General features: G+C 70.0%; 18 protein-coding genes, 3 tRNA genes and 1 pseudogene. 6 read left to right on the top strand and 16 right to left on the bottom strand.

Features of this window, described 5'->3' with window-relative positions:
- Positions 1–32: 32 nt before the first annotated feature.
- The 4 genes and pseudogenes from FH610_RS30065 to FH610_RS30050 form a co-directional block, all read right to left on the bottom strand.
- Positions 33–449 (bottom strand): annotated as a pseudogene (locus tag FH610_RS30065) (ester cyclase); the annotation flags it as partial.
- 229 nt (positions 450–678) lie between these two features.
- Positions 679–751 (bottom strand) — tRNA-Glu (locus FH610_RS30060).
- A 13-nt stretch (positions 752–764) separates the two neighbouring features.
- A tRNA-Glu gene (locus FH610_RS30055) sits at positions 765–837 on the bottom strand.
- Positions 838–880: 43 nt separating this feature from the next.
- Positions 881–952, bottom strand: a tRNA-Gln gene (locus FH610_RS30050).
- Between the two features lie 251 nt (positions 953–1203).
- On the opposite strand from FH610_RS30050, the gene FH610_RS30045 reads away from it, so the two are divergent.
- Positions 1204–3186, top strand: a complete 1983-nt coding sequence (locus tag FH610_RS30045; RefSeq protein WP_139578386.1) for a M3 family metallopeptidase — start codon at positions 1204–1206, stop codon at positions 3184–3186.
- 3 nt (positions 3187–3189) lie between these two features.
- On the opposite strand, the gene FH610_RS30040 is transcribed toward FH610_RS30045, so the two are convergent.
- The gene (locus FH610_RS30040) at positions 3190–3729 is read right to left on the bottom strand and encodes a PadR family transcriptional regulator (protein ID WP_139578385.1); all 540 of its coding nucleotides are present in this window, start codon (positions 3727–3729) and stop codon (positions 3190–3192) included.
- A gap of 55 nt (positions 3730–3784) precedes the next feature.
- Here FH610_RS30040 and FH610_RS30035 point away from each other — a divergent pair, with 55 nt between their 5' ends.
- On the top strand, positions 3785–5122 hold the full coding sequence (locus FH610_RS30035; protein ID WP_161628108.1) for an MATE family efflux transporter: 1338 nt from the start codon (positions 3785–3787) through the stop codon (positions 5120–5122).
- On the opposite strand, the gene gltX is transcribed toward FH610_RS30035, so the two are convergent.
- Positions 5019–6347, bottom strand: a complete 1329-nt coding sequence (gene gltX / locus FH610_RS30030; RefSeq protein WP_240809281.1) for a glutamate--tRNA ligase — start codon at positions 6345–6347, stop codon at positions 5019–5021. The two genes, FH610_RS30035 and gltX, sit on opposite strands and share 104 nt — an antisense overlap.
- 28 nt (positions 6348–6375) lie before the next feature.
- A complete protein-coding gene (locus FH610_RS30025; protein WP_139578382.1) occupies positions 6376–7146 on the bottom strand; it encodes a fumarylacetoacetate hydrolase family protein in 771 nt (256 codons plus the stop codon).
- Positions 7147–7231: 85 nt separating this feature from the next.
- Here FH610_RS30025 and FH610_RS30020 point away from each other — a divergent pair, with 85 nt between their 5' ends.
- A complete protein-coding gene (locus FH610_RS30020; protein ID WP_205826172.1) occupies positions 7232–7612 on the top strand; it encodes an antibiotic biosynthesis monooxygenase family protein in 381 nt (126 codons plus the stop codon).
- Between the two features lie 52 nt (positions 7613–7664).
- On the opposite strand, the gene FH610_RS30015 is transcribed toward FH610_RS30020, so the two are convergent.
- Together FH610_RS30015 and FH610_RS30010 are read right to left on the bottom strand one after the other, a co-directional pair.
- Positions 7665–8285, bottom strand: coding sequence for an HD domain-containing protein (locus FH610_RS30015; RefSeq protein WP_139578381.1), 621 nt, complete (start codon positions 8283–8285; stop codon positions 7665–7667).
- Positions 8286–8360: 75 nt separating this feature from the next.
- A complete protein-coding gene (locus tag FH610_RS30010; protein WP_139578380.1) occupies positions 8361–8903 on the bottom strand; it encodes a TetR/AcrR family transcriptional regulator in 543 nt (180 codons plus the stop codon).
- Between the two features lie 88 nt (positions 8904–8991).
- Between FH610_RS30010 and FH610_RS30005 the strand changes: the two genes are divergently transcribed.
- Positions 8992–9435, top strand: a complete 444-nt coding sequence (locus FH610_RS30005; RefSeq protein WP_139578379.1) for a nuclear transport factor 2 family protein — start codon at positions 8992–8994, stop codon at positions 9433–9435.
- Between the two features lie 141 nt (positions 9436–9576).
- Positions 9577–11247: a heparinase II/III family protein gene (locus tag FH610_RS30000; RefSeq protein ID WP_139578378.1), complete on the top strand. Its 1671-nt coding sequence runs from the start codon at positions 9577–9579 to the stop codon at positions 11245–11247.
- A gap of 32 nt (positions 11248–11279) precedes the next feature.
- Here the strand turns inward: FH610_RS30000 and FH610_RS29995 are convergent, their stop codons facing one another.
- The 4 genes from FH610_RS29995 to cimA form a co-directional block, all read right to left on the bottom strand.
- A complete protein-coding gene (locus tag FH610_RS29995; RefSeq protein ID WP_161628107.1) occupies positions 11280–11942 on the bottom strand; it encodes a DivIVA domain-containing protein in 663 nt (220 codons plus the stop codon).
- Entirely contained in the window at positions 11939–13060 is a 1122-nt protein-coding gene (locus FH610_RS29990; RefSeq protein WP_139578376.1) for a globin domain-containing protein, read from the bottom strand. The genes FH610_RS29995 and FH610_RS29990 overlap by 4 nt, the downstream gene beginning before the upstream one ends.
- Positions 13061–13444 carry a group I truncated hemoglobin gene (locus tag FH610_RS29985; protein ID WP_139578375.1) on the bottom strand — a complete coding sequence of 128 codons (384 nt, stop codon included), beginning with the start codon at positions 13442–13444 and terminating at the stop codon, positions 13061–13063.
- Between the two features lie 389 nt (positions 13445–13833).
- Positions 13834–15408: a citramalate synthase gene (gene cimA, locus FH610_RS29980; RefSeq protein WP_139578374.1), complete on the bottom strand. Its 1575-nt coding sequence runs from the start codon at positions 15406–15408 to the stop codon at positions 13834–13836.
- 836 nt (positions 15409–16244) lie between these two features.
- Here cimA and FH610_RS29975 point away from each other — a divergent pair.
- Positions 16245–16883, top strand: coding sequence for a hypothetical protein (locus FH610_RS29975; RefSeq protein WP_139578373.1), 639 nt, complete (start codon positions 16245–16247; stop codon positions 16881–16883).
- A gap of 33 nt (positions 16884–16916) precedes the next feature.
- Here FH610_RS29975 and FH610_RS29970 read toward each other — a convergent pair whose 3' ends face one another.
- The 3 genes from FH610_RS29970 to FH610_RS29960 form a co-directional block, all read right to left on the bottom strand.
- Entirely contained in the window at positions 16917–18008 is a 1092-nt protein-coding gene (locus FH610_RS29970) for a branched-chain amino acid aminotransferase (RefSeq protein WP_139578372.1), read from the bottom strand.
- A gap of 143 nt (positions 18009–18151) precedes the next feature.
- The gene (locus FH610_RS29965; RefSeq protein WP_139578371.1) at positions 18152–19198 is read right to left on the bottom strand and encodes a 3-isopropylmalate dehydrogenase; all 1047 of its coding nucleotides are present in this window, start codon (positions 19196–19198) and stop codon (positions 18152–18154) included.
- Between the two features lie 76 nt (positions 19199–19274).
- Positions 19275–20483, bottom strand: a complete 1209-nt coding sequence (locus FH610_RS29960) for an ROK family transcriptional regulator (protein WP_205826170.1) — start codon at positions 20481–20483, stop codon at positions 19275–19277.
- Positions 20484–20720 lie beyond the last annotated feature (237 nt).

Genomic DNA, 20720 nt, shown 5'->3' with positions numbered 1-20720 from the left:
GGTGTGCGTGGGCGACATACCGGTGCGGGGCCCTAATCCGGAAATGGGACAGCACGTGGGCGGGCGGCCGGCGGCGGGTAGAGCCCGAGCTGCGCGAGCAGCTCCAATTGGTCGAAGTAGACCTGGTAGCTGACCACGAGCCCGTTCTCGATCGTGATGATCTCGCACGAACGCACGACGATGCGCCGCCCCGTCGCCTGGGCCTCCTCGCCGTCCGGCAGCAGCAGCGCGCCCCTGTGCGTGCCGCTGAGCGTGACCTCGTCCACCGCGCAGTCGGCGACGTCGATCGTGCGCCAGGTCGACCGGCGGTAGTCAGGGAAGGCGTCGAAGAACCGCGTCAGGTAGGACCCGATCTCCTCACGCCCGTCCGCCGTGCCCTCGGGGCCGACGAGCGCGCAGCCCGGGTCGAACAGCCGCATCGCCCCGTCCACATCGTGGGCGTCGAAAGAGACGGCCCATCTGGTCCATGATCTCCCGTGCCCGTGTCACGTCGTTCACCACCTCCGCCCGGTCACTTCCCAGCGTAGGCGGCGGTGGTTCGAGGCCCTTCACGTCATCTCTCCGCCGTCACCAGGCCGGGCGCGACCATGCGCAGGACGGCGAAAACCCCAGGGGCGCGGCGTCCGCGTAACGGCGAAAACCCCCGGCACGGGGAGGTGCCGAGGGTTCTCGATGATGTAGCCCCGACCGGATTCGAACCGGCGCTACCGCCTTGAGAGGGCGGCGTCCTAGGCCACTAGACGACGGAGCCGAGTGCAGTGAAGTAGTCCCGAGCGGATTCGAACCGCCGTTACCGCCTTGAGAGGGCGGCGTCCTAGGCCACTAGACGACGGGACCTTGCACTGCGCTGTTTCCAGCAGAATCCCTTGGGGGGATCCAGCTGGGGTACCAGGACTCGAACCTAGACTAACGGAGCCAGAATCCGTCGGGCTGCCAATTACCCCATACCCCATCTGCTTGCGGGGGCCTCGCGGCTCCCGCTTGCGACTCCGAAAGGATAGCCCAGCTTGGGACCCACTACCAAAACGATTGCGGCGCGCCTCGCGATCTCTTGATCCGATCCCCCGCGCGAAGGGTCCGATCCTCCCCTACGGACGGCGTCGGTCCTCCCGTACGGAGGGCGTCGGTCCTCCTGCGCGCAGGGCCAGGTCCTCCTGTGCGAGGCTGGGACAAACGCCCGCACCACGTGAGGAGCCGCCAGCCATGACCTCGGCCGCGAACCCCTTCCTCAGCCCGAGCACCCTGCCCTACGGGCTGCCCCCCTTCCAGGAGATCAGGGAGGAGCACTACGCGCCGGCGTTCGAGCAGGGCATGGCCGAGCAGATCGCGGAGGTCGAGGCGATCGCCGAGAACCCGGAGCCCGCGACCTTCGAGAACACCATCGAGGCGCTGGAGAGGTCCGGCGCACTGCTCGAACGGGTCTCCGCGGTGTTCTTCAACCAGGCGTCCTCCGACACGACGCCCGGCGTCCAGGAGATCCAGAAGGACGTCACGCCGAAGCTCGCCAAGCACGCCGACGCGATCCACCTCAACGCCAAGCTCTTCGCGCGCATCCAGGCGGTCGAGGCGGCCGACGAGGAGCAGCGGTGGCTGCTGAAGCGCTACCTCACCGACTTCACCCGTGCGGGCGCCACGCTGGGCCCGCTCGACCAGGCCCGGCTCAGGGAGATCAACGAGCGGCTGTCGGCCCTGGGGACGGCGTTCCAGCAGAACCTGCTCGCCGACACCAACGAGCGGGCGGTCGTGGTCGAGGACGTGGCCGAACTCGACGGGCTGTCGCAGGACGCGATCCAGGGGCTCGCCGACCAGGCCAGGGAGCGCGGACTGGACGGCAAGTATCTGATCACGCTGGTCCTGCCCACCGGGCAGCCCACCCTGGCCGAGCTGACCAACCGGTCCCTGCGTGAGCGGATCCACCGGGCCTCGGTCGGACGGGGCGCGGCGAACGCCGAACTGATCAGGGAGATCGCGGTTCTGCGCCGGGAGCGCGCACGGCTGCTGGGCTACGAGAACCACGCGGAGTACGTCCTGGCCGACCAGACGGCGGGCACGACCCGGGCGGTCACCGAGATGCTCGACCGGCTCGTGCCGCCCGCCGTCGCCAACGCGCGCAAGGAGCAGGCGGACCTGGAGGAGATCGCCGGCCACCCGATCCAGCCGTGGGACTGGGCGTTCTACTCCGAGAAGGTGCGCAAGGCCCGCTACGACATCGACAGCCGGCGCATGCGGCCGTACTTCGAGCTGAACACGGTGCTGGAGCAGGGCGTCTTCAACGCGGCGTCACGTCTGTACGGCGTCACCTTCCACGAGCGCTCCGACCTGCACGGCTACCACCCCGAAGTGCGGGTCTTCGAGGTGCGCGACGAGGACGGCTCCCCGCTGGGCCTGTTCCTCGGCGACTTCCACGCCAGGGCCTCCAAGCGGGGCGGGGCGTGGATGAACAGCCTGGTGAAGCAGTCGGGCCTGGAGGACACCAGGCCGGTGGTGGTCAACAACCTCAACATCGTCAGGGGCGAGCCGACCCTGATGACGTTCGACGAGGTCAACACCATGTTCCACGAGTTCGGGCACGCGCTGCACGGGTTGTTCTCCGACGTGCGCCACCCCCGCTTCTCCGGCACGGCCGTGCCGCGCGACTTCGTCGAGTACCCCTCCCAGGTGAACGAGATGTGGGCGACCCATCCGGAGATCCTGGCCGAGTACGCCAGGCACCACGAGACGGGCGAGCCGATGCCGCAGGACCTCGTCGACCGGATGCTGGAGACGCAGAAGTTCAACCAGGGCTTCGCCACGCTGGAGTACCTGGCCGCCACCCTGCTCGACTGGGCCTGGCACACGGCCTACGACGGCGAGGAGGACGTGGAGGAGTTCGAGAGGCGGGCGCTGCGGGAGGCCGGGGTGGACCTGCCCGCCGTCCCGCCGCGATACCGCAGCATGTACTTCGCCCACATCTGGTCGAGCGGCTACAGCGCCGGCTACTACTCCTACATCTGGAGCGAGGTCCTCGACGCCGACACGGTCGAGTGGTTTAACGAGAACGGCGGGCTGCGCCGAGAGAACGGCGACACCTTCCGCCGGGCCCTGCTGTCCCGGGGCGGCAGCGTCGACTCGATGACGGCGTTCCGCGACTTCCGCGGCCGCGACCCGGAGATCACTCCCCTGCTGGACCGCCGCGGGCTGCTGTGACGGTCACGACCCGGTGAGCGCGGAGATGGCCTGCCTGAGCCAGTCCTTCTCCGCGGCGGTCACGGCCCGGGCGACGAGCATCATGCCGCGGCGGAAGGGATCGGGCGTCTCCTCGGCCCTGAGAGGCCTTCCGCCGCGGTAGAAGAAGCTCGCCGGCGTCTCCAGGAAGGCCAGCCGCCGGCGCAGCACCGTCACCTGGTCCTCGGCGTCGGGCAGCCGGGACAGGAACGCCAGCAACGTGAAGAACCTCGCCTGGTCGCTGATCTCGACGTCCGACGGCTCACGCAGCCGCCTGAGCAGCTCCTCCCGGCCCCGCGCGGTGATCGAGAGCACCTGGCGCCGGGCGGCGCCGGAGCCCTCCTCCTCGTGCCGCTCCAGGAGGCCGGCGGCCTCCATCCGGGCGATCGCCGGGTAGAGCGCGCCGTCGCTGACCGGCCGGACGTGCCCGCTCAGCCCGGCGATCCGCTGCTTGAGCTCGTATCCGTGCATGGACTCCTCGTCCAGGAAACCGAGGATCGTCAGTGCCAGGTCACTGCTTGCCACGGCGGCATCGTATCGTTATACCTCTAATCGATATAGCTCGATTCGAGGTGAACGCATGAGTCTGATCAGACTCGCCCTGCCCGTCTACGTCGAACTCCTGACGGCCGTCGTGGCCGTCGGCCTGATCGACACGCTGTGGGTGTCCGGCCTCGGCAGCGAAGCCGTCGCCGCGGTCACGGTCGCCACCACGACCGAGAACCTGGCCCTCGGCGTGATCCTCTGTGTCGGGACGGGCACGACGGTCCTGATCGGACGGCGCGACGGTCGTGCCCCGCTGACCCCGGTCATTCGTACGGCCTGGCTGCTGCTGGGCGTTTTCGCCGTGGCCGTGGCGGTGCCCGGCGTGCTGCTGCGCGAGCCGGTCGCCCGCCTGTTCACCGACGATCCCGTCACGGTGGGGCTGACCGCGGGCTACTACGCGGTGGCGTTCGCCGGGATCCCCGTCTTCTTCGCCCAGAACCTCGTCGACGGGATCTTCAAGGGCCTCGGCGACACTCGGACGCCGATGCGGGCGGCCCTGCTGTGCAACGTCCTGGTGATCGTCCTGGACCCGCTGCTGATCTACGGGCTCGGCCTGGGCGTCCAGGGAGCCGCGCTGGCCACGGTGGCGGCCCGCCTGGCCACGGTGGCCGTGTCCGCCCTCCTGCTCGCCCGGCGGCTGCCCGCGGGGAGGGGGGCGGAGAAGGACTCGGCGAACCGCGCGGACGCGGCGGCGATCCTGCGCACCGGGCTGCCCATGTCCGGCGACTTCCTCGCGCGCGCCCTGGTGGGCATGGCGCTCGCCGGCATCGTCGGCCGGCACGGCGTTGCCGCGCTCGCCGGCTACGGCATCGGCCTGAAGATCATGATGGCCGGTGTGATGTCCTTCTACGCCCTCCGACAGGCGGCGATGATCCGCACCTCGCGCGCCGGCGAGGCGGACGGCCCGTCTTCACGGCGTGATCACGTCGTTCCCGTGTTGCGATACGGACTGGCCGCGGGGCTGGCCGCCTCGCTCGTGCTGAACGCGCTCGCTCCGGCGGCCGTGGGCCCGTTCACCGCCGACCCCGCGGTGGCCGCGCAGGCCGTGTGGTTCCTGCGCTGCATGCCGCTCTACCTCGTGCCCTTCGGCGGCCTGATCGCCGTCGGGGGCGTCCTGCAGGCCGGCGGGCGGGGCGCCGGCCTGCTCGCGGCGACGCTGGCGGGCTTCGCCGTCCAATTGCCGCTGGCCTTCCTGCTCGGCTCCCGGATGGGACCCACAGGGGTCTGGCTGGCCATGGCCGCCGGCGCCGCGCTGTCGCTCGGCCTGCTCAGGCCAGCCTGGCGAGGGCCGCGCGCACCCGGTCGAGCGAGCGCTCGCGGCCGAGCACCTCGATCGACTCGAACAGCGGCAGGCCCACGGTCCGGCCGGTGATCGCCACGCGGACGGGCGCCTGCGCCTTGCCGAGCTTGAGCCCGTGTGCGAGGCCGACCTCCTCCAGGGCGGTCTTGAGCGAGTCGGGGTCCCAGCTGACCGTCTCCAGCCGCTCGGCGTATCCGGCCAGGATCTCGGCCGCCCCCGCCTTCATCGCCTTGTCCCAGGACGCCTGGTCGAAGACGGGCTCGTCGAGGAAGAGGAAGTCGACGTTGGCGGTGACCTCGGACAGCACGGCGACCCGGGTTTGCACCAGGTCGGCCACGCGGTCGAACACCGAGCGGTCCCAGGACGGGTCGAGCCACGGCTCGCAGCGGGCGACGAACACCTCGCGGGGCAGCGCCCGGATGTACTCGCCGTTGAAGGCCCGCAGCTTCTTCTCGTCGAAGAACGCCGGCGCCTGGTTTACGTCCTCCAACCGGAACAGCGGCATCATCTCCGACCACGGCATGATCTCGCGGTCGTCTCCGGGCCCCCAGCCGAGCAGCATGAGGTAGTTGACCATCGCCTCGGCGAGGTAGCCCTCGTCGCGGTAGGACTCCAGGGCGACCTTGTCACGGCGCTTGGACAGCTTCTGCCGCTTCTCGTTGACGATCACCGGCACATGCGCCCAGACCGGCGGCTCCGCGCCGAGCGCCCTCCACAGAAGCTGCTGCTTGGGCGTGTTCGACAGGTGCTCCTCGGCCCGTACGACATGGCTGATCCGCATCTCCATGTCGTCCACGACGTTGGCGAGGATGAACAGCGGCGAGCCGTCCCCGCGGACGATGACGAAGTCCTCCATCGCCGAGTTGGGAAACTCCACCCGCCCGCGGACCTTGTCGTCCACGACCGTCACGCCCTCGTCGGGCGTACGGAATCGCACGGCGCCCTCGGTCAGGCCGCGGTCGCGGCAGTGGCCGTCGTAGCCCTGGTGCTCAGAGCCGGTCCTGGCCTTCACGTCGTCGCGCGTGCAGGTGCAGTGATAGGCATTGCCGTCCTTGAGCAGCTTCGCCGCGGCGTCGCGGTGCTGCTGCTCGTAGGCGGACTGGAAGTAGGGCCCCTCGAAGTGCGGCGAGTCGCCGTTGATGCCGATCCAGGCGAGGGCCGAGATGATGCCCTCGGTCCACTCGGGCCGGTTGCGTGCCGCGTCCGTGTCCTCGATGCGCAGCACGAACGTGCCGCCGGACTGCTCGGCGATCGCCCAGTTGAACAGCGCCGAGCGGGCGCCGCCGACGTGGAACATGCCGGTGGGCGAAGGGGCGAAGCGCACCCTAGTCACGTGAGATCACCCGGTTAGTGAGAGTTCCGATTCCTTCGATGGAGACGCCGACCTCGTCGCCCACGGACATCGGGCCCACCCCGGCGGGCGTGCCGGTCAGGATGACGTCGCCGGGCAGCAGGGTCATGACCGCGCTCACGTACGCGATGAGCGCGGGGATGTCGTGCAGCAGGAGGGAGGTGCGGGCGCTCTGCCTGACCTCGCCGTTGAGCGTGGTGGTGATCGCCAGGTCGGCCGGGTCGAGTTCGGTCTCGATCCAGGGGCCGAGCGGGCAGAACGTGTCGAAGCCCTTGGCCCTGGCCCACTGGCCGTCCTTGGCCTGCAGGTCGCGTGCGGTCACGTCGTTGGCGCAGGTGTATCCGAAGATCACCTCGCCCGCGCGCTCGGCGGGGACGTCGCGGCACAGCCGGCCGATCACCACGGCCAGCTCACCCTCGTAGTCGACCCGCTCCGACAGCTTCCCCGGGTACGCGATCGCCTCCGACGGCCCGATCACGGTCGTGCTGGGCTTGAGGAACACGACCGGCTCCGCCGGAGGCTCGCCGCCCATCTCCCTGGCGTGGTCGGCGTAGTTCTTGCCGATAGCGACGATCTTGCTGGGCAGCATGGGGGCGATCAAGCGGACCTCGGCCACCGGGAACCGCTCGCCGGTGAACTCCACCCCGTGGAAGGGGTGGCCGCCGACGCGGGCGATGACCTGCCCGCCCTCTTCCACCACGCCGAAGGCGACCTGGTCGCCCATCGAGAACCTCGCGATACGCACGTCACGAGCCTAGTGCCGCCCCGTGGTCGGGCGTACGTAAGGTGGTCTGGTATCAGCTGGGTTGTCGAGCGCTACGGGAGTCGATGTGCCTTCGGTCGTGAAGATCAACGTGCTGACGGTGCCCGAGGAGATGCGGCGCGAACTGGAGAAGCGGTTCGCCGGCCGGGCCGGGATGGTGGAGTCGGCCGACGGGTTCGAGTGGTTCGAGCTGTTGCGGCCGGTGGAGGGCAGCGACCGCTACCTCGTCTACACCCGCTGGCGCAGCGAGGAGGACTTCCGGCGCTGGCAGGAGAGCCGGGCGTTCCAGGCGGGACACGCGCAGGCCGCCGGCGAGGCCGCCGCACAGGGCCACGGGCACGGGCAGGGCCACGGCCACGGCCACGGGCAGGGCGGCCCGGCCGCGACCGACTCCGAGCTGTGGACCTTCGAGGTCGTGGAGAGCACCGGCCCCAAACAGGAGGGCTGAGCCGGGCCCGTCGAACGTCCGAACGCCTCCGGTCACGCGCGACCGGGGGCGTTCAGGCGTCCGAGGGGGCCGTTCGGGCGTCGAGCGGGTTGGCGGCGATCCGGGCGCCGATGCCCCCGGTGACGGAGCAGGCCGCCGCGCAGCCCGGCTTGCGCCGCGTCTGCTCATCGAAGGCGGCCAGGAACTCCGCGCCGAACCCGAGCCGGGGATGACGCGCGAGCACGGCGGCCCGGGCGTCCGCCGGGAACTCCTCGGGCCGCTGTCCGGACACGTCCCAGGATGTGGCCACCTGCAGCAGGTGAGACTCGGGGTCCTCGGACGCGGCGACCGGGTCGCGCATGTGGACGACGATGATCTCCTCGGCCCGCGCGGACCTCTCCGGCGACCACCCGGCGGACATGCCGAAGACCCAGGCGAGACGTCCCCCCGCCTCCTCGAACGGCACCGTGTGGCTGTCGAAGGTCTCGGTCAGCCCGATGTCGTGGAGCAGGGAGGACACGTAGTACAGCTCGTCGTCGAAGCCGATCCCGTGCGCCCGGGCATACCCGGCGCCCCACAGATACGACCTGATCGAGTGGTTGAGCAGCGCGGGCGGGCAGAAGCGGGTGGCGACGGCGAGCGCGGCCGCCGCGGCGGGTGTCTCGGGAAACGTCTCTGAGAACGGGACCGGCATGGCCCCAGGCTGGCAGAGCGGGCCGGCCGGGCGCGAGCGGCCGTACGGTCACTTCCCACACGATTCGGGCCGGCGCTACGGGCGCAGGCCGTCCAGCACGAGGTCGGCAAGGCGGCCGGGGCGGGTGTGGTCGGCGCGGCGGCGTTCGCCGGTGACCGCGGCCACGACGATGGCCTGCACGTCTTCGCCGTCTACATCGTCACGCACCACGCCTGCCTTCTGAGCAGAGGCCAGAAGCTCGGCGAAGATCTGTTGCAGCTGGACGGCCGTCTGCCGGGTGGCGTCGGTCAGGGTCACACCAGCCCCGGCGAGCGCGTCCGTGAGGTCCTGTTTGGCGCGGGCCTCGCCGATCAGCCGCCGGAGGAAGGGAAAGAACCCCGACCCGGCTCGGTCGGCCGCCAGCGCCTCGCGTGCTTGCGCGATCAGTTGCTCCAGGTGGTTGGCGACGACGGCCTCGTAGAGCGCCTCCTTCGTGGGGAAATGCCGGTGAACGGTGCCCGGGCCCACCTCCGCGCGGCGCGCTATCTCATCGAGCGACACGCCCAGGCCCTCGGCGGCGAAGGCGTGGCCCGCCGCCTCCAGGATCCGCGCCCTGTTCCTTCGCGCATCGGCCCGCATGTCATTTCCTTCCACATGGACAACCGGGGCGATCGCCCCGTATCTTGAATAAGCGGGGCGCTCGCCCCGAATAATTCAGGAGTATGCCATGTCTGTTCTCACGCCGTACGACGTCATCGCCCGGCTCCTCCGCCTGACCGCCTCCGGGCCCTGCGAGGAGATGGCCGATCTGTTCGCCGAGGACGCCGTCTTCGAGTTCCCGTTCCAGCTGCCCGGCCGACCGCGGGAGGAGCAGGACCGGGAGACCTTCCGCGCCCATCTCAGAGCTGGTGCCCGGCTCCAGAGATTCGAGTCGGTGGACGACGTCGAGATCCACCGGACGACCGACCCCGAGACGGTGATAGCCGAGTACCGGCTGCAGGGCCGGGTCACCGCGACGGGCAAGCAGTTCACGTCCCAGGTCGTCATGGTCGCCAGAGTCCGCGACGGGCTGATCACCTGGTCGCGTAACTATTCCAATCCGCTCGACAGCCTGATCGCTTTCGGCATGGTCGACGATCTCGTCGCCGGATTGACCGCCGGCACCCGATGATCCCGGCCCGCCCGGGTCCGACCGACAAGCCGGATGGTTGTTTGTGAGCAGTTGTGCACTTGTAACCAGAGTGACTTGACCAGATCACCAGAAATCGGACAGCATGAGCGGCTCCCAATTCGATCTCGGAAGGAACCGGGCGTGTTCCGCCGCCTCTCAGCCCTCTCCCTGGTGGCCGTTCTCCCGCTGACCGCGCTCACCGTGGCCTCGCCCGCCCAGGCGCGGGCCCCGCACCGCACACCGGAGTGCCAGGGGGACTGGCTGCCCGCCACCCCCACCTCCGGTGACGTCATGAGCGGCAAGCTGTCCTTCCTCGGCATGCCCGAGGTCACGGTCGGCAAGGACGTCAACTGGCGCTTGGACCCGTACAAGAACAGGTCCTGGCAGATGGTGTTCCAGTCGCTGCGGTGGATGGGCCGGCTCGTGGCCGACTACGAGGCGACCGGCGAGGAGGACTACCTCGGCCGGGCCGTGGAGATCGCCAAGGACTGGGTCGAGGACAACCCGTACGGCGGGCGCACGACCAGCCCCTACGCCTGGGCCGAGCACCCGATCGCGCTGCGCGCCCCGGCCCTGGTGTGCCTGAGCAGGTACGTGAAGGCCGACTGGCTGAAGAACAGCCTGGCCCTGCACGCGAAGCTGCTGTCGAACCCCAAGAACTACGAGCTCGGCCACAACCACGGGCTCGACCAGGACATCGGCCTGCTGCGCATCGGCTGCCGCTACGGGAACCCGAAGTGGAAGAACCTCGCCGTGGGCCGCATGGTGAAGTCGATGAAGCTCGACATCGACGGGCAGGGCGCGCTGCGCGAGCAGGCGCCGCGTTACGCCATCTACGTGCACGACCGGCTCAGGGTGGCGGTCGACACGATCAAGGACTGCAGGATGAAGGTCCCCGCGGCGCTGGCCACCCGCTGGGAGAGCCTGCCGCGGCACATCAGCGCCGCCACCCAGCCCAACGGCTACATGGTGCCGATCGGCGACGGGCCCGCCGACGTCCAGCCGGCCGCCTTCGACCACGCCGACTCGACCGTGCAGGTCTTCAACGCCGGATACGTCTTCGGCCGCACCGCCTGGAACGACCCCAAGTCGGCCTACTACTCGATCCGGTTCGGGCCTGCGCTGAAGTTCCACGGCCACGAGGACCACATGGGCGTGACCTACTACGCCCAGGGCCGCTCGATCCTCACCGAGGCGGGCTTCGTCTCGTACGAGAACACGCCCTACCGGCGGTGGACGCTGGGCCCGGAGGCCCACAACGTGCCGATCCTCGTGGGCAGGAGGTTCCGCGGGCACACCCCCACGGCGCTGGTGTCCAAGTCCGTGCACAAGGACCGCCAGGCGTTCACGTTCACCGACAGGGCGTACGGCGTGCCGCGCAAGCGGTCGGTGCTGGTCAACCACCGCGAGGACGTGATGGCGGTGCTCGACAGCGGCGGCGGGAAGCTCCAGAACCTGTGGCACCTCGATCCCGGGCTGAAGGTCGTGTCCGACTCGGGCGGGCAGGTCGTGGTGGGCGACGGCGGGTGGAAGGCGTCGATCGTCCAGCTCGCGATGCCGTCGTGCGAGCCCGTCGGCGGCCAGCGGGTGGTGCGCGGGCAGACCTCGCCCTACCAGGGCTGGGTCTCGCCGGGTTACATGCGCAAGGAGCCGGCTCCGGTGATCGTCTCGCCCGTGGCGGAGTCGTTGCTGACCGTGGTGGTTCCCGGCACCGACCGGCCGGAGGTCAGCTGCTCAGGACGCACTCTGACCGTTCACACCCCGGCCGGTTCGGTCACGCTTCGGGCGAGCTCTTCCGGCACGCTGTCGTAAACCTCCTCCCCCGATAGGAGGGCGGCGGGCGGTTATCCGTACACCGACGGAGAGCCGCCCGGCAGGGAGCCGCCGGCCAGTTGCTTGGCCTGGTCCGGCACGTGGCCGAGCTTGTCGACCTCGTGGGCCAGTCCCTCCAGGACGGCCCGCAACTGCACCTGCGTGACGTCCGCGAACGTACGCAGGTAGGCGATCCTGCGCTCCAGTTCCTCGGCCTCGGCGCTCTGCAGCCCGTTGCCCGAGGCGCGGTAGGCGCCGACCGCCTGGTTGGCGGCCTCCTCCGCCTGCCGCTGCGCCTCCATCAGGAGTTCCTCGTACTGCTGGCGGGCCTGGCTCACGATGCGCCGCGCGTAGTCCTCCGCCTCAGCGATCTGGGCGTCGGCGGTCTGCTGGGCGCGGGACAGGATGTTGATGGCGTCGACGTTCAGGGTCTGGGCAGCGGCGGCCTGTTCCGGGTTCATGCCGTGTTCCTTGTACCACTGCTTCATGCGGTCGATGTACGCCCGCAGGTCGGCCTTCTCCTTGTCGCTGGCCGCCATGTCCTCCGCGACGCGGTAGAGGAACGTGCGCACCTCGTCCTCGCTGTAGCCGCGGCGCCCGAGCGATGTGCGCGTGAACTCCTGCTTGCGTACCCGATCCGGGGTGAGGGGCTGGCGCTCGCCCGCCGGGCTTCCCCAAGGCATCTCTGCCGTCATGACTCCCGACCTTTGTCGCTCGTGAACTCGTCGAAGTGGATCTGCTCGGTGGGCACGCCGGCGTCCAGCAGCCGTCCGACGGTGGCCTGCGCCATCTCCTCCGAGCCGCAGACGTAGACGTGCTGGCCACGCCATCCCTGCAACGCCACGTCCACGGCGTAGCCGCGGGTGCCCCGGTAGAAGGGGTCGTGGGAGACGACCGGCACGACGTTGAGCCAGGGGTGCTCGGCGGCCATCTTGGCCAGCGCCTCGTAGTCGTACAGTTCCCTGGAGTTCCGGGCGCCGACGACGAGGTCCACCCGGCGCGTCGGGCCCTCGTAGGCGATCTGCTCCACGAGCGCCTTGAGCGGCGCGAGGCCGGTGCCGCCCCCGATCATGAGCAGGTCGCCCTGGACGTCCGGGGTGAGCGTCAGCCGTTCCCCCACCGCCGCGCCCACGCGCAGCATGTCGCCCCGCCGCGCGCCCATGACGAGCGCGGAGCTGAGCACGCCGCCGTCGACCATGCGTACGTGCAGGTCGATGGTGTTGTCCTGGCGCGGTGCGTTGGCGAACGAGTAGAACCGCCAGACGCGCGGGCGCATGGCGTAGGAGATCGACGCCGACTGACCCGGGCGGAAGGGGTACTGGTAGTTCATCCGGGCGCGGATGACGGCGATGCCGAGGGTACGCATCTCGTGGCCGACGATCTCGGCCTCCCACCAGGGCGGAGAGGTCTTCGACGCGTCGTTGGCGGCCTCGACCATCACCTGGGCGACCAGGTTGTACGCCTGCGTCCAGTCGTGCGCGAGCTGAGGAGTCCACCGGTCACCCAGGAAGTGCTCGAGCGTGGCGAGCAGCGCCTGGCCGACGGCGGGGTAGTGCGTCGCGGTCACCGCGAACTTGCGATGGTCGCGGCCGAGCTGCTGCAGGACCGGGACGACTTCCTCGATCCGGTCGACGTTGCTGATGACGCGTCCCAGTGCGCCCACGAGCTTGTCACGCTGGCGCGCCATCGACACCGGGAACATGTCCCGCACGTCCGGATTCATCAGGAAAAGAACCGAGTAGAAGTACAGCGGCACCTGGTCGCCCGATCGGGAAACGAGGTGCCAGCTGTCCTTGAGAGCCTGCGTATCCACTCAGTCGGCCGTTTCCGCGGGCTCGGCGACGATGGACGACTTCACCTTGCCGAGGACGAGGCCGACGTCGCGCAGGATGTCCTCACCGACGCCGGCGGCCTCCAGGACCGCGAACAGGTGCTCGCCCACCTTGTCGTAGTGCTGCGACGTGATGCCCATGCCGGCGTGGGCCTCACCCAGGTCACGGCCCTCGTACGGCTCGGGGCCGCCGAGGACCGAGCACAGCAGCATGACCATGTGCCGCTTCAGCCTGGGCATGTCGATACCGGTGAAGTACGGCTTCAGATCGTCGTCGCCGAGCACGCGCTCATAGAAGCGCTCGACGACGTCGCGCACCACTGGTGCGCCGCCGATCTGGTCATAGTAAGACGGCGAGGTGATCACAGACCCTCCCATTCCGGGTGCACCAGCGAGGGGGATGACTGGGGGCCGAAAGTTTTCGAACTCCACGCAGTCACGCGGCTGGTCATGGTGACAGACGATCGCTCGGCTCCCACGGCGTCGGCCGCCTCCGATAGAACGATCAGAAGCCGGCGGCAGGCACCGCGACAGCACGGGGTTCAGTGCGGAGATACTTCTTGCCTTCACCCTCCGTTGAGCCAGAGCGGGGCGCTGAGGCTGGAACCGCGGTCGGGATCGCCGATCGTGGCGAAGACCGCCTCAGGAGCTTCGCCTATCTAAGCACCAACTAGACTAAATGTCACTAAAACCACAGCATCCACGAGCGCAACGTGAGCACCACTCGTACCAACCCGGAAGGGCTCGGCGGCTGGTCAGGCGCTGTGCCCCGCCCGCAGCAGGCCGTACGTCACCGCCTGCTCCAGCGCCTGCCACGACGCCTCGATGATGTTCTCGCCCACCCCGACCGTGGCCCACTCGCCGGTCGCGTCGCTCGACGTGATCAGCACTCGGGTCACCGCGTCCGTGCCGTGCGTGCCCTCCAGGATCCGGACCTTGAAGTCGATGAGCTCGACCCCGGCCAGCTCGGGGTAGAGCTTCTCCAGTGCCAGCCGCACCGCCTTGTCGAGCGCGTTGACCGGACCGTTGCCCTCGCCGGTCGCGATGATCCGCTCGCCCTTCGCGTGGAGCTTGACGGTCGCCTCGCTGACCACGTCGCCGCCGGGACGGCGCTCGACGATCACTCGCCACGACTCGACCGTGAAGTAACGCCGGTGCTCGCCGTCGACGGTGTCGCGCAGCAGCAACTCGAACGACGCGTCGGCCGCCTCGAACGTGTGCCCCCTTGCCTCCAGGTCCTTGACCCGCTCGACCAGCTGCCTGGACTGCTCGCCGGTGAGCTCGTAGCCCAGCTCGCGGCCCTTCAGCTCCACCGAGGCGCGGCCGGCCATGTCGGAGACCAGCATGCGCATGTCGTTGCCGACCTCGGCGGGGTCGATGTGCTGGTAGAGGTTCGGGTCCACCTTGATCGCCGACGCGTGCAGGCCCGCCTTGTGCGCGAAGGCCGACGTCCCGACGTACGGCTGGTGGGAGTTCGGCGTGACGTTGGTGACCTCGGTGATCGCGTGGGCGATGCGGGTCATCTCACGCAGCGACTGCGGCGGCACGAGGTCGAATCCCCGCTTGAGCTGGAGGTTGGCCACCACCGTGAACAGGTTGGCGTTGCCGGAGCGCTCGCCGTACCCGTTGGCGCAGCCCTGCACGTGCGTGGCGCCGGCCTTCACCGCGGCCAGCGTGTTGGCGACCGCGCAGCCGGTGTCGTCGTGGCAGTGGATGCCGACGCGGGCCCCGGTGCCGGCCGCCTCGTGCACCACGTCGGCCAGCTCGTCGGGGAGCATGCCGCCGTTGGTGTCGCACAGTGCGACCACCGACGCCCCGGCCTCCGCGGCCGTGCGCAGCACCTCCAGCGCGTACGCGGGGTTGGAGCGGTAGCCGTCGAAGAAGTGCTCGGCGTCGAGGAAGACGCGCTGGCCCTCCGCGGTCAGGTGGGAGACCGTGTCGCGGATCATCGCGAGGTTCTCCTCCAGCGTGGTGCGGAGGGCCAGCTCCACGTGGCGGTCGTGGCTCTTGGCCACGAGCGTCACGATCGGCGCGCCGGATTCGCGCAGCGCGGCCACCAGGGGATCGTCGGCGGCCTTCACGCCCGCCCGGCGGGTCGCGCCGAACGCGGCGAGCTGCGCGTGCTTCAGGTCGAGCTCGGTCTGAGCCCGCCGGAAGAACTCGGTGTCCTTGGGGTTCGCGCCCGGCCAGCCGCCCTCGATGAAGCCGACGCCGAGGCCGTCCAGGTGACGCGCGATGGCCAGCTTGTCGGCGACCGTGAGGTTCAGCCCCTCCTGCTGGGCGCCGTCGCGGAGCGTCGTGTCGTACACGTGGAAACGATCGTCGGCCATCTCTGTGTCTCCTTCGCGGGGTTGCGTCTCGCCGCGCGCTATCGGCCCCAACCGAAAAGGCCCCTCAAACAAAAAGACCCCTCACGGACGTGAGAGGTCTGCGCGCCGGCGATGTCCTTCAGCCGGCGCGCCTGCCGATAATGAGCAGACCGTAGTACATGGTGCTGAGCAGTTTGCCACAGCCGGTCACCCTCTGGCACATCGATCTCATAGTACGAGATGTCTGGGAGTGTTCGCGCAGGTCACAGCGGCCACGACCGAATGCGACGACCAGGAGGGGCGCCACCGGACCGGCCGGCCGGGCGTACGCGGCGGCGCGCCCGGCCGCCGCCCGGCGGCCTGCTCGCAACGGATCACCCTGCGGACCGCCCCCCGGGCCCGGTCGAATAGAAGCCCATATGCGAGCAAATTTGACCAAACAAAGAATACGTAATTGTTCTAACGGGAGGCGCAACGTCAGCTACAGCGCGGGCAGCGCACCCATCTACCAGAGAGGTGTCCAGAACGTCGCCGTCAACGCGAGCGGCAAGACCAACGCGCAGTTGGCGGCATGCAAGCGGCTCTCTCAGCGGGTCTGCAACGTCAACCAGCGCATCTCGGCACCGTCGTCTGGTTGGTGACCCGCCCGCAAACGGCCACGCAACCACCCGATTCACGTGGCCGTTTGCAGGGAGATGGCCCGGTTTATTCGTCGCTTCCGGCAACGACGCCGTAATAACCTGCCATACGGACGCGAGACACACGATCAGCGTTCCTTCGGCGAGTACTCTCGCAAAGCGGTTCGTATTCGCGAACCTCTTCGCCAGGACTCGTTTTCATATAGCAGGGAGCGACGAATGACTTGTCGGCGCGGCGGCGGGGCGTTCAAAGGCAGACTCGCCGGTTTCCTTCTCGTCGGCACTTCGGCCACGACCGCGCTCATCACCGGCGTCGCCCCGCTCGGGGCCGCCGCCGACAACGGGCACGGGCGCGCCGATCGCGCAGTGCGCAACGTCGCGACCACGCAGGGGAAGGACCCGCAGGACCGGCCCGGGACCAAGCTGTCGGTGGCCGGCGCCACCCGCAACCACGGCTACCAGCACACGTCCACCAACACCGCCGGCGGCTCCTCGAACGTGCAGAACGCGCTGTGCCGGCGCGCCCGGGTCTGCAACATCACCCAGCACGTGACCATCGCGGGCCCGCGGGTGACCGTGAGCCCCGCGCCGGTGAAGACGCCCGGCGCCAGGCCCGCCCCGGTGCCCACGGTCACCGTCACGGTGACCGCGACGCCCTCACCGTCTCCCGTCACGCCTCCGCTCGCCGCTCCGGCGGAGCCGGCGGCGTGCCCGGCCCCGCGGCCCCTGCTCAGGATCGACGGCAGAGTCGACGGCAGGGCCGGCGTGGGCGCCGGAAGGGGCAGCGGCCTGCTCCAAGGGCTGGTCTCGCTGTCCGTCCTCGCGGTGGGCACGGCCTGCCCGGTCGCGACCGGCTGAGCCCTGCCCGAGGGCGGGGCCCTGCCCGGACCGTCAGCAGATCTTGTGGATCCAGTGGTGGGCGTCGGGACGGCTGCCGTACTGGATGCCCACGAGCTCCTCACGGATCTTCATCGTGACCGGCCCGGGGGTGCCGTCGCCGACGGTCCAGCTCCGGTCGACGCCCTTGACCGAGCCGACGGGGGTCACGACGGCGGCGGTGCCGCAGGCGAAGACCTCGGTGAGCGCGCCGGACTCGCAGCCCGCCTGCCAGTCCTCGATGGAGATCTTGCCCTCCTCCGCCGTGTATCCCAGCTCGGCGGCCAGGCTGAGGATCGAGTCACGGGTGATGCCGGGCAGCAGCGTCCCGGTGAGCGCCGGAGTGACGAGGCGGTCGCCGAAGACGAAGAACAGGTTCATCCCGCCCATCTCCTCGACCCACCGGTGCTCGAAGGCGTCGAGCCAGACGACCTGGTCGCAGCCCTCCTCGACGGCCTGCCGCTGGGCCACGAACGCCGCCGCGTAGTTGCCGCCGCACTTGGCGAACCCGGTGCCGCCGGGCGCCGCGCGGGTGTACTCCGTGGACAGCCAGACCGAGACCGGCTTGAGGCCTCCGGTGAAGTACGACGCGGCGGGCGAGGCGATCACCATGTACTTGTAACTCCGCGAGGGGTGGTTCACCCCGAGGGCGGGCTGCGTGGCGATCATGAAGGGGCGCAGGTAGAGGCTGTGGCCCTCGGCGGTCGGCACCCAGTCGCGGTCGGTCTGCACGAGGAGTTCGAGCGACTCGACGAACGTCTCCTCGGGAAGCTCCGGCATCGCCATCCGCAGCGCGGACTGGTTGAACCGCGCCGCGTTCGCGTACGGCCGGAAGGCGACGATCGAGCCGTTCGGCTGCCGGTACGCCTTGAGCCCCTCGAACAGCTCCTGGGCGTAGTGGAACACCGACGTGGCGGGGTCCAGGACGAGCGGACCGTACGGCTGAAGCTTCGCGTCGTGCCAGCCCTCCCCCTCGCTCCAGTCGATGGAGATCATGTGGTCGGTGAAGACCTGACCGAAGCCGGGGCTCGCCAGCACCTGCTCGCGCTCGGCCGCACTGCGGGCCTGCGGGTTGAGCTGCGCGTCGAACCTGAGGTGGGTGGTCATGCGAGGTCCTTCTCTCTACGTCGTCGTAGTAATTGTGCGACGAGTCGGCTAAGGGAAAACTAGGGCATTTGACGGGTATGAAAAAGCGCATGGCGGCCCATACCGGGCCGCCATGCGCGTGATGTCGGGATGAGCGGCCGGGATCAGCCGGCTACTCGGGCGGCGATGTCGTCGCCGATCTCGCGGGTGGAGCGCGCCGTCCACGCGCCCTGGCGCTCGATCAGGTCGTCGGCCACGGCCTGCTCGACGCGGGCCGCCGCCGCGGCGTGGCCGAGATGGTCGAGGAGCATGGCGACCGACAGGATCGTGGCGGTCGGGTCGGCCTTGCCCTGGCCCGCGATGTCGGGCGCGCTGCCGTGGACGGGCTCGAACATGGACGGCGCCGTGCGGGCCGGGTTGACGTTGCCGCTGGCCGCCAGGCCGATGCCGCCGGCGACCGCCGCGCCGATGTCGGTCAGAATGTCGCCGAACAGGTTGTCGGTGACGATCACGTCGAACCGCTGCGGCTGCGTGATGAAGAACATGGAGGCCGCGTCGACGTGGCAGTAGTCGGTCTCGACCTCGGGGAACTCCAGGCTGAGCCGGTCGACGGTGCGCGCCCACAGGTCGCCGGCGTACGTCAGCACGTTGGTCTTGTGGACCAGCGTCAGCTTGCGGCGCGGCCGGCCCAGGGCCTTCTCGAAGGCGTAGCGCACGACGCGCTCGACGCCGTAGGCCGTGTTCAGGGACTCCTGGGTGGCGATCTCCTGCGGCGTGCCGCGGCGCATCGCGCCACCGGCGCCTGCGTAGGGGCCCTCGGTGCCCTCACGGACGACGATCATGTCGATGTCCTCGGGGCGGGCCTGTCCGAGCGGAGTCGTCACGCCGGGGAACAGCTTGACCGGGCGGAGGTTCACGTAGTGGTCGAGCTCGAAGCGCAGGCGCAACAGCAGCTCGCGCTCCAGGACGCCGGGCGGCACGCTCGGGTCGCCGACGGCGCCCAGCAGGATCGCGTCGTAGCCGCGCAGCTCGTCGAGCACCTCGTCGGGAAGCGTCTGCCCGGTCGCGTGGTAGCGCTTGGCACCGAGATCGTACTCGGTGGTCTCGGACTTGACGCCCGCGGCGTTGAGGACCTTGAGGCCTTCGGCGACGACCTCGGTGCCGATACCGTCACCGGGGATCACTGCCAGGCGGATGTTGCTCGACTCCATGCGTGTACCTTACCGGTTGTCTCGGAGATCGAAACACGATCTCACCATTCGGTCCTTACCCGGGCGTACCTGCTCGTCAGGCGGGTCCCGCCGAGACGGCACGCTCGAAGACGAGGTCCCGCGCCGTGGACAGCCCGACCGCCAGCGCCCCGAGGATCACTGCGTCCGGCCCGAGCGTGGACACCTCGATCCGCGGCGGCGTGAGGGCCACCAGCGTCTCCAGCCGCTCCGCCACCGGACCGGCGAGCAGGTCGCCGGCCTGTGCGCCGATGCCGCCGCCGAGCACGACCAGCTCGGGATCGAGCACGGCGATCACCCCGGCGAGGGCGCGGGCGACGTGGCCCGCCTCGGCGGCCAGCACCATGCGCGCGACCGCGTCGCCGCGGCGGGCGGCGTCGACGACCTCCTCGGCCGTGGCCGCCGTCATGCCGAGGCGCGCCGCCGCCGCGACGATGCCGTCGGCGGAGGCGACCGACTCGAACTCGCCGCGCCTTCGGTCGAAGCCCGGGCCGTCCTCGCCTCCCGGCACGCTTACCGGCAGGTAGGAGATCTCGCCGGCCGCTCCCCGGGCGCCCCGGTAGAGACCGCCGTCGATGACCACGCCCATGCCGACGCCCGTCCCGATGGACACGAGGACGAAGTGGGAGACCTCCTTGCCCAGGCCGTAGGCCCCCTCTCCCACCGCCGCGAGGTCGACGTCGTTCTCGACCGTGTAGGGCGAGCCCGTCACACCGGCCAGCGCGTCCACGGCGCCGGGACGTTCCCAGCCGGGCAGGCCCGGCGCGAGCCGGAGCGCCCCGCCCTCCTTGTCGTGGATTCCCGGGGTGCCGAACACGGTGACGGTGACGTCACCGGGCTCCAGTCCGGCCTCGGCGACGACCTCGGCCGCCAACCGCACCAGTTGCTCCAGCAGTCCCTCGTACGACCCCGCCGCCGAAGGCTCCTGCCTGCGGACGACGACGTCGCCCACGAGATCGGCGAGGGCGAGCCGCACGGTGGTGCGGCCGATGTCGGCGGCGAGCACCCAGCCCGCCTCCGGCCTGATCTCGTAGAGCAGCGCGGCGCGGCCGGTGCCGCCGGTGCGCAGCCCGACCGGGCGGACGAGCCTGGCACGCTCCAGGTCGGCCAGCGCCATCGAGATCGTCGGCTTGGACAGTCCGGTCACCTGGGCGAGCTCGGGGCGCGAGGCCTTGCCGAGGCGGAAGATCTCGGTGAACACCGCACGCTGGTTGATCAGCCGGAGCAGGCTGGTCGTGTTCGCGGCCCCACCGCCGATGCTCACCACGCACTCAAGATTGGCACATCCGGAGGGTGGCCGGTCCCGCCGATCCCGGCCAGGTCAGCGCTGCGGTACGCCCCCGTTGTCGCGACGGTCGAGCGCGATCTGCAGGGCCGCGGCCGCCTCGTCCTCAGCGTCCTCGGAACGGCCCCAGGGATACATCTCGTACATGGCGATTCTCTCTTCGACGGAGGAATGCTGAGCGCGGATCCGCCTGTCGCGGATCCGGAACGTCGGCCGCCG

This window comes from Microbispora catharanthi, assembly GCF_006334915.2.
GTDB classification, from domain to species: Bacteria; Actinomycetota; Actinomycetes; order Streptosporangiales; family Streptosporangiaceae; genus Microbispora; species Microbispora catharanthi.
Note: the sequence above shows the minus strand (reverse complement) of the source record. Positions and strands in the feature narration are given on the sequence as shown.

Bases quoted from the DNA above. Each gene is read 5' to 3' on its own strand.
- FH610_RS30045 (WP_139578386.1), top strand. From the start codon at position 1,204: ATGACCTCGGCCGCGAACCCCTTCCTCAGCCCGAGCACCCTGCCCTAC.
- FH610_RS30035 (WP_161628108.1), top strand. From the start codon at position 3,785: ATGAGTCTGATCAGACTCGCCCTGCCCGTCTACGTCGAACTCCTGACG.
- gltX (WP_240809281.1), bottom strand. From the start codon at position 6,347: ATGTTCCACGTCGGCGGCGCCCGCTCGGCGCTGTTCAACTGGGCGATC.
- FH610_RS30015 (WP_139578381.1), bottom strand. From the start codon at position 8,285: ATGCCGGTCCCGTTCTCAGAGACGTTTCCCGAGACACCCGCCGCGGCG.
- FH610_RS30010 (WP_139578380.1), bottom strand. From the start codon at position 8,903: ATGCGGGCCGATGCGCGAAGGAACAGGGCGCGGATCCTGGAGGCGGCG.
- FH610_RS30005 (WP_139578379.1), top strand. From the start codon at position 8,992: ATGTCTGTTCTCACGCCGTACGACGTCATCGCCCGGCTCCTCCGCCTG.
- FH610_RS29995 (WP_161628107.1), bottom strand. From the start codon at position 11,942: ATGACGGCAGAGATGCCTTGGGGAAGCCCGGCGGGCGAGCGCCAGCCC.
- cimA (WP_139578374.1), bottom strand. From the start codon at position 15,408: ATGGCCGACGATCGTTTCCACGTGTACGACACGACGCTCCGCGACGGC.
- FH610_RS29975 (WP_139578373.1), top strand. From the start codon at position 16,245: ATGACTTGTCGGCGCGGCGGCGGGGCGTTCAAAGGCAGACTCGCCGGT.
- FH610_RS29970 (WP_139578372.1), bottom strand. From the start codon at position 18,008: ATGACCACCCACCTCAGGTTCGACGCGCAGCTCAACCCGCAGGCCCGC.
- FH610_RS29965 (WP_139578371.1), bottom strand. From the start codon at position 19,198: ATGGAGTCGAGCAACATCCGCCTGGCAGTGATCCCCGGTGACGGTATC.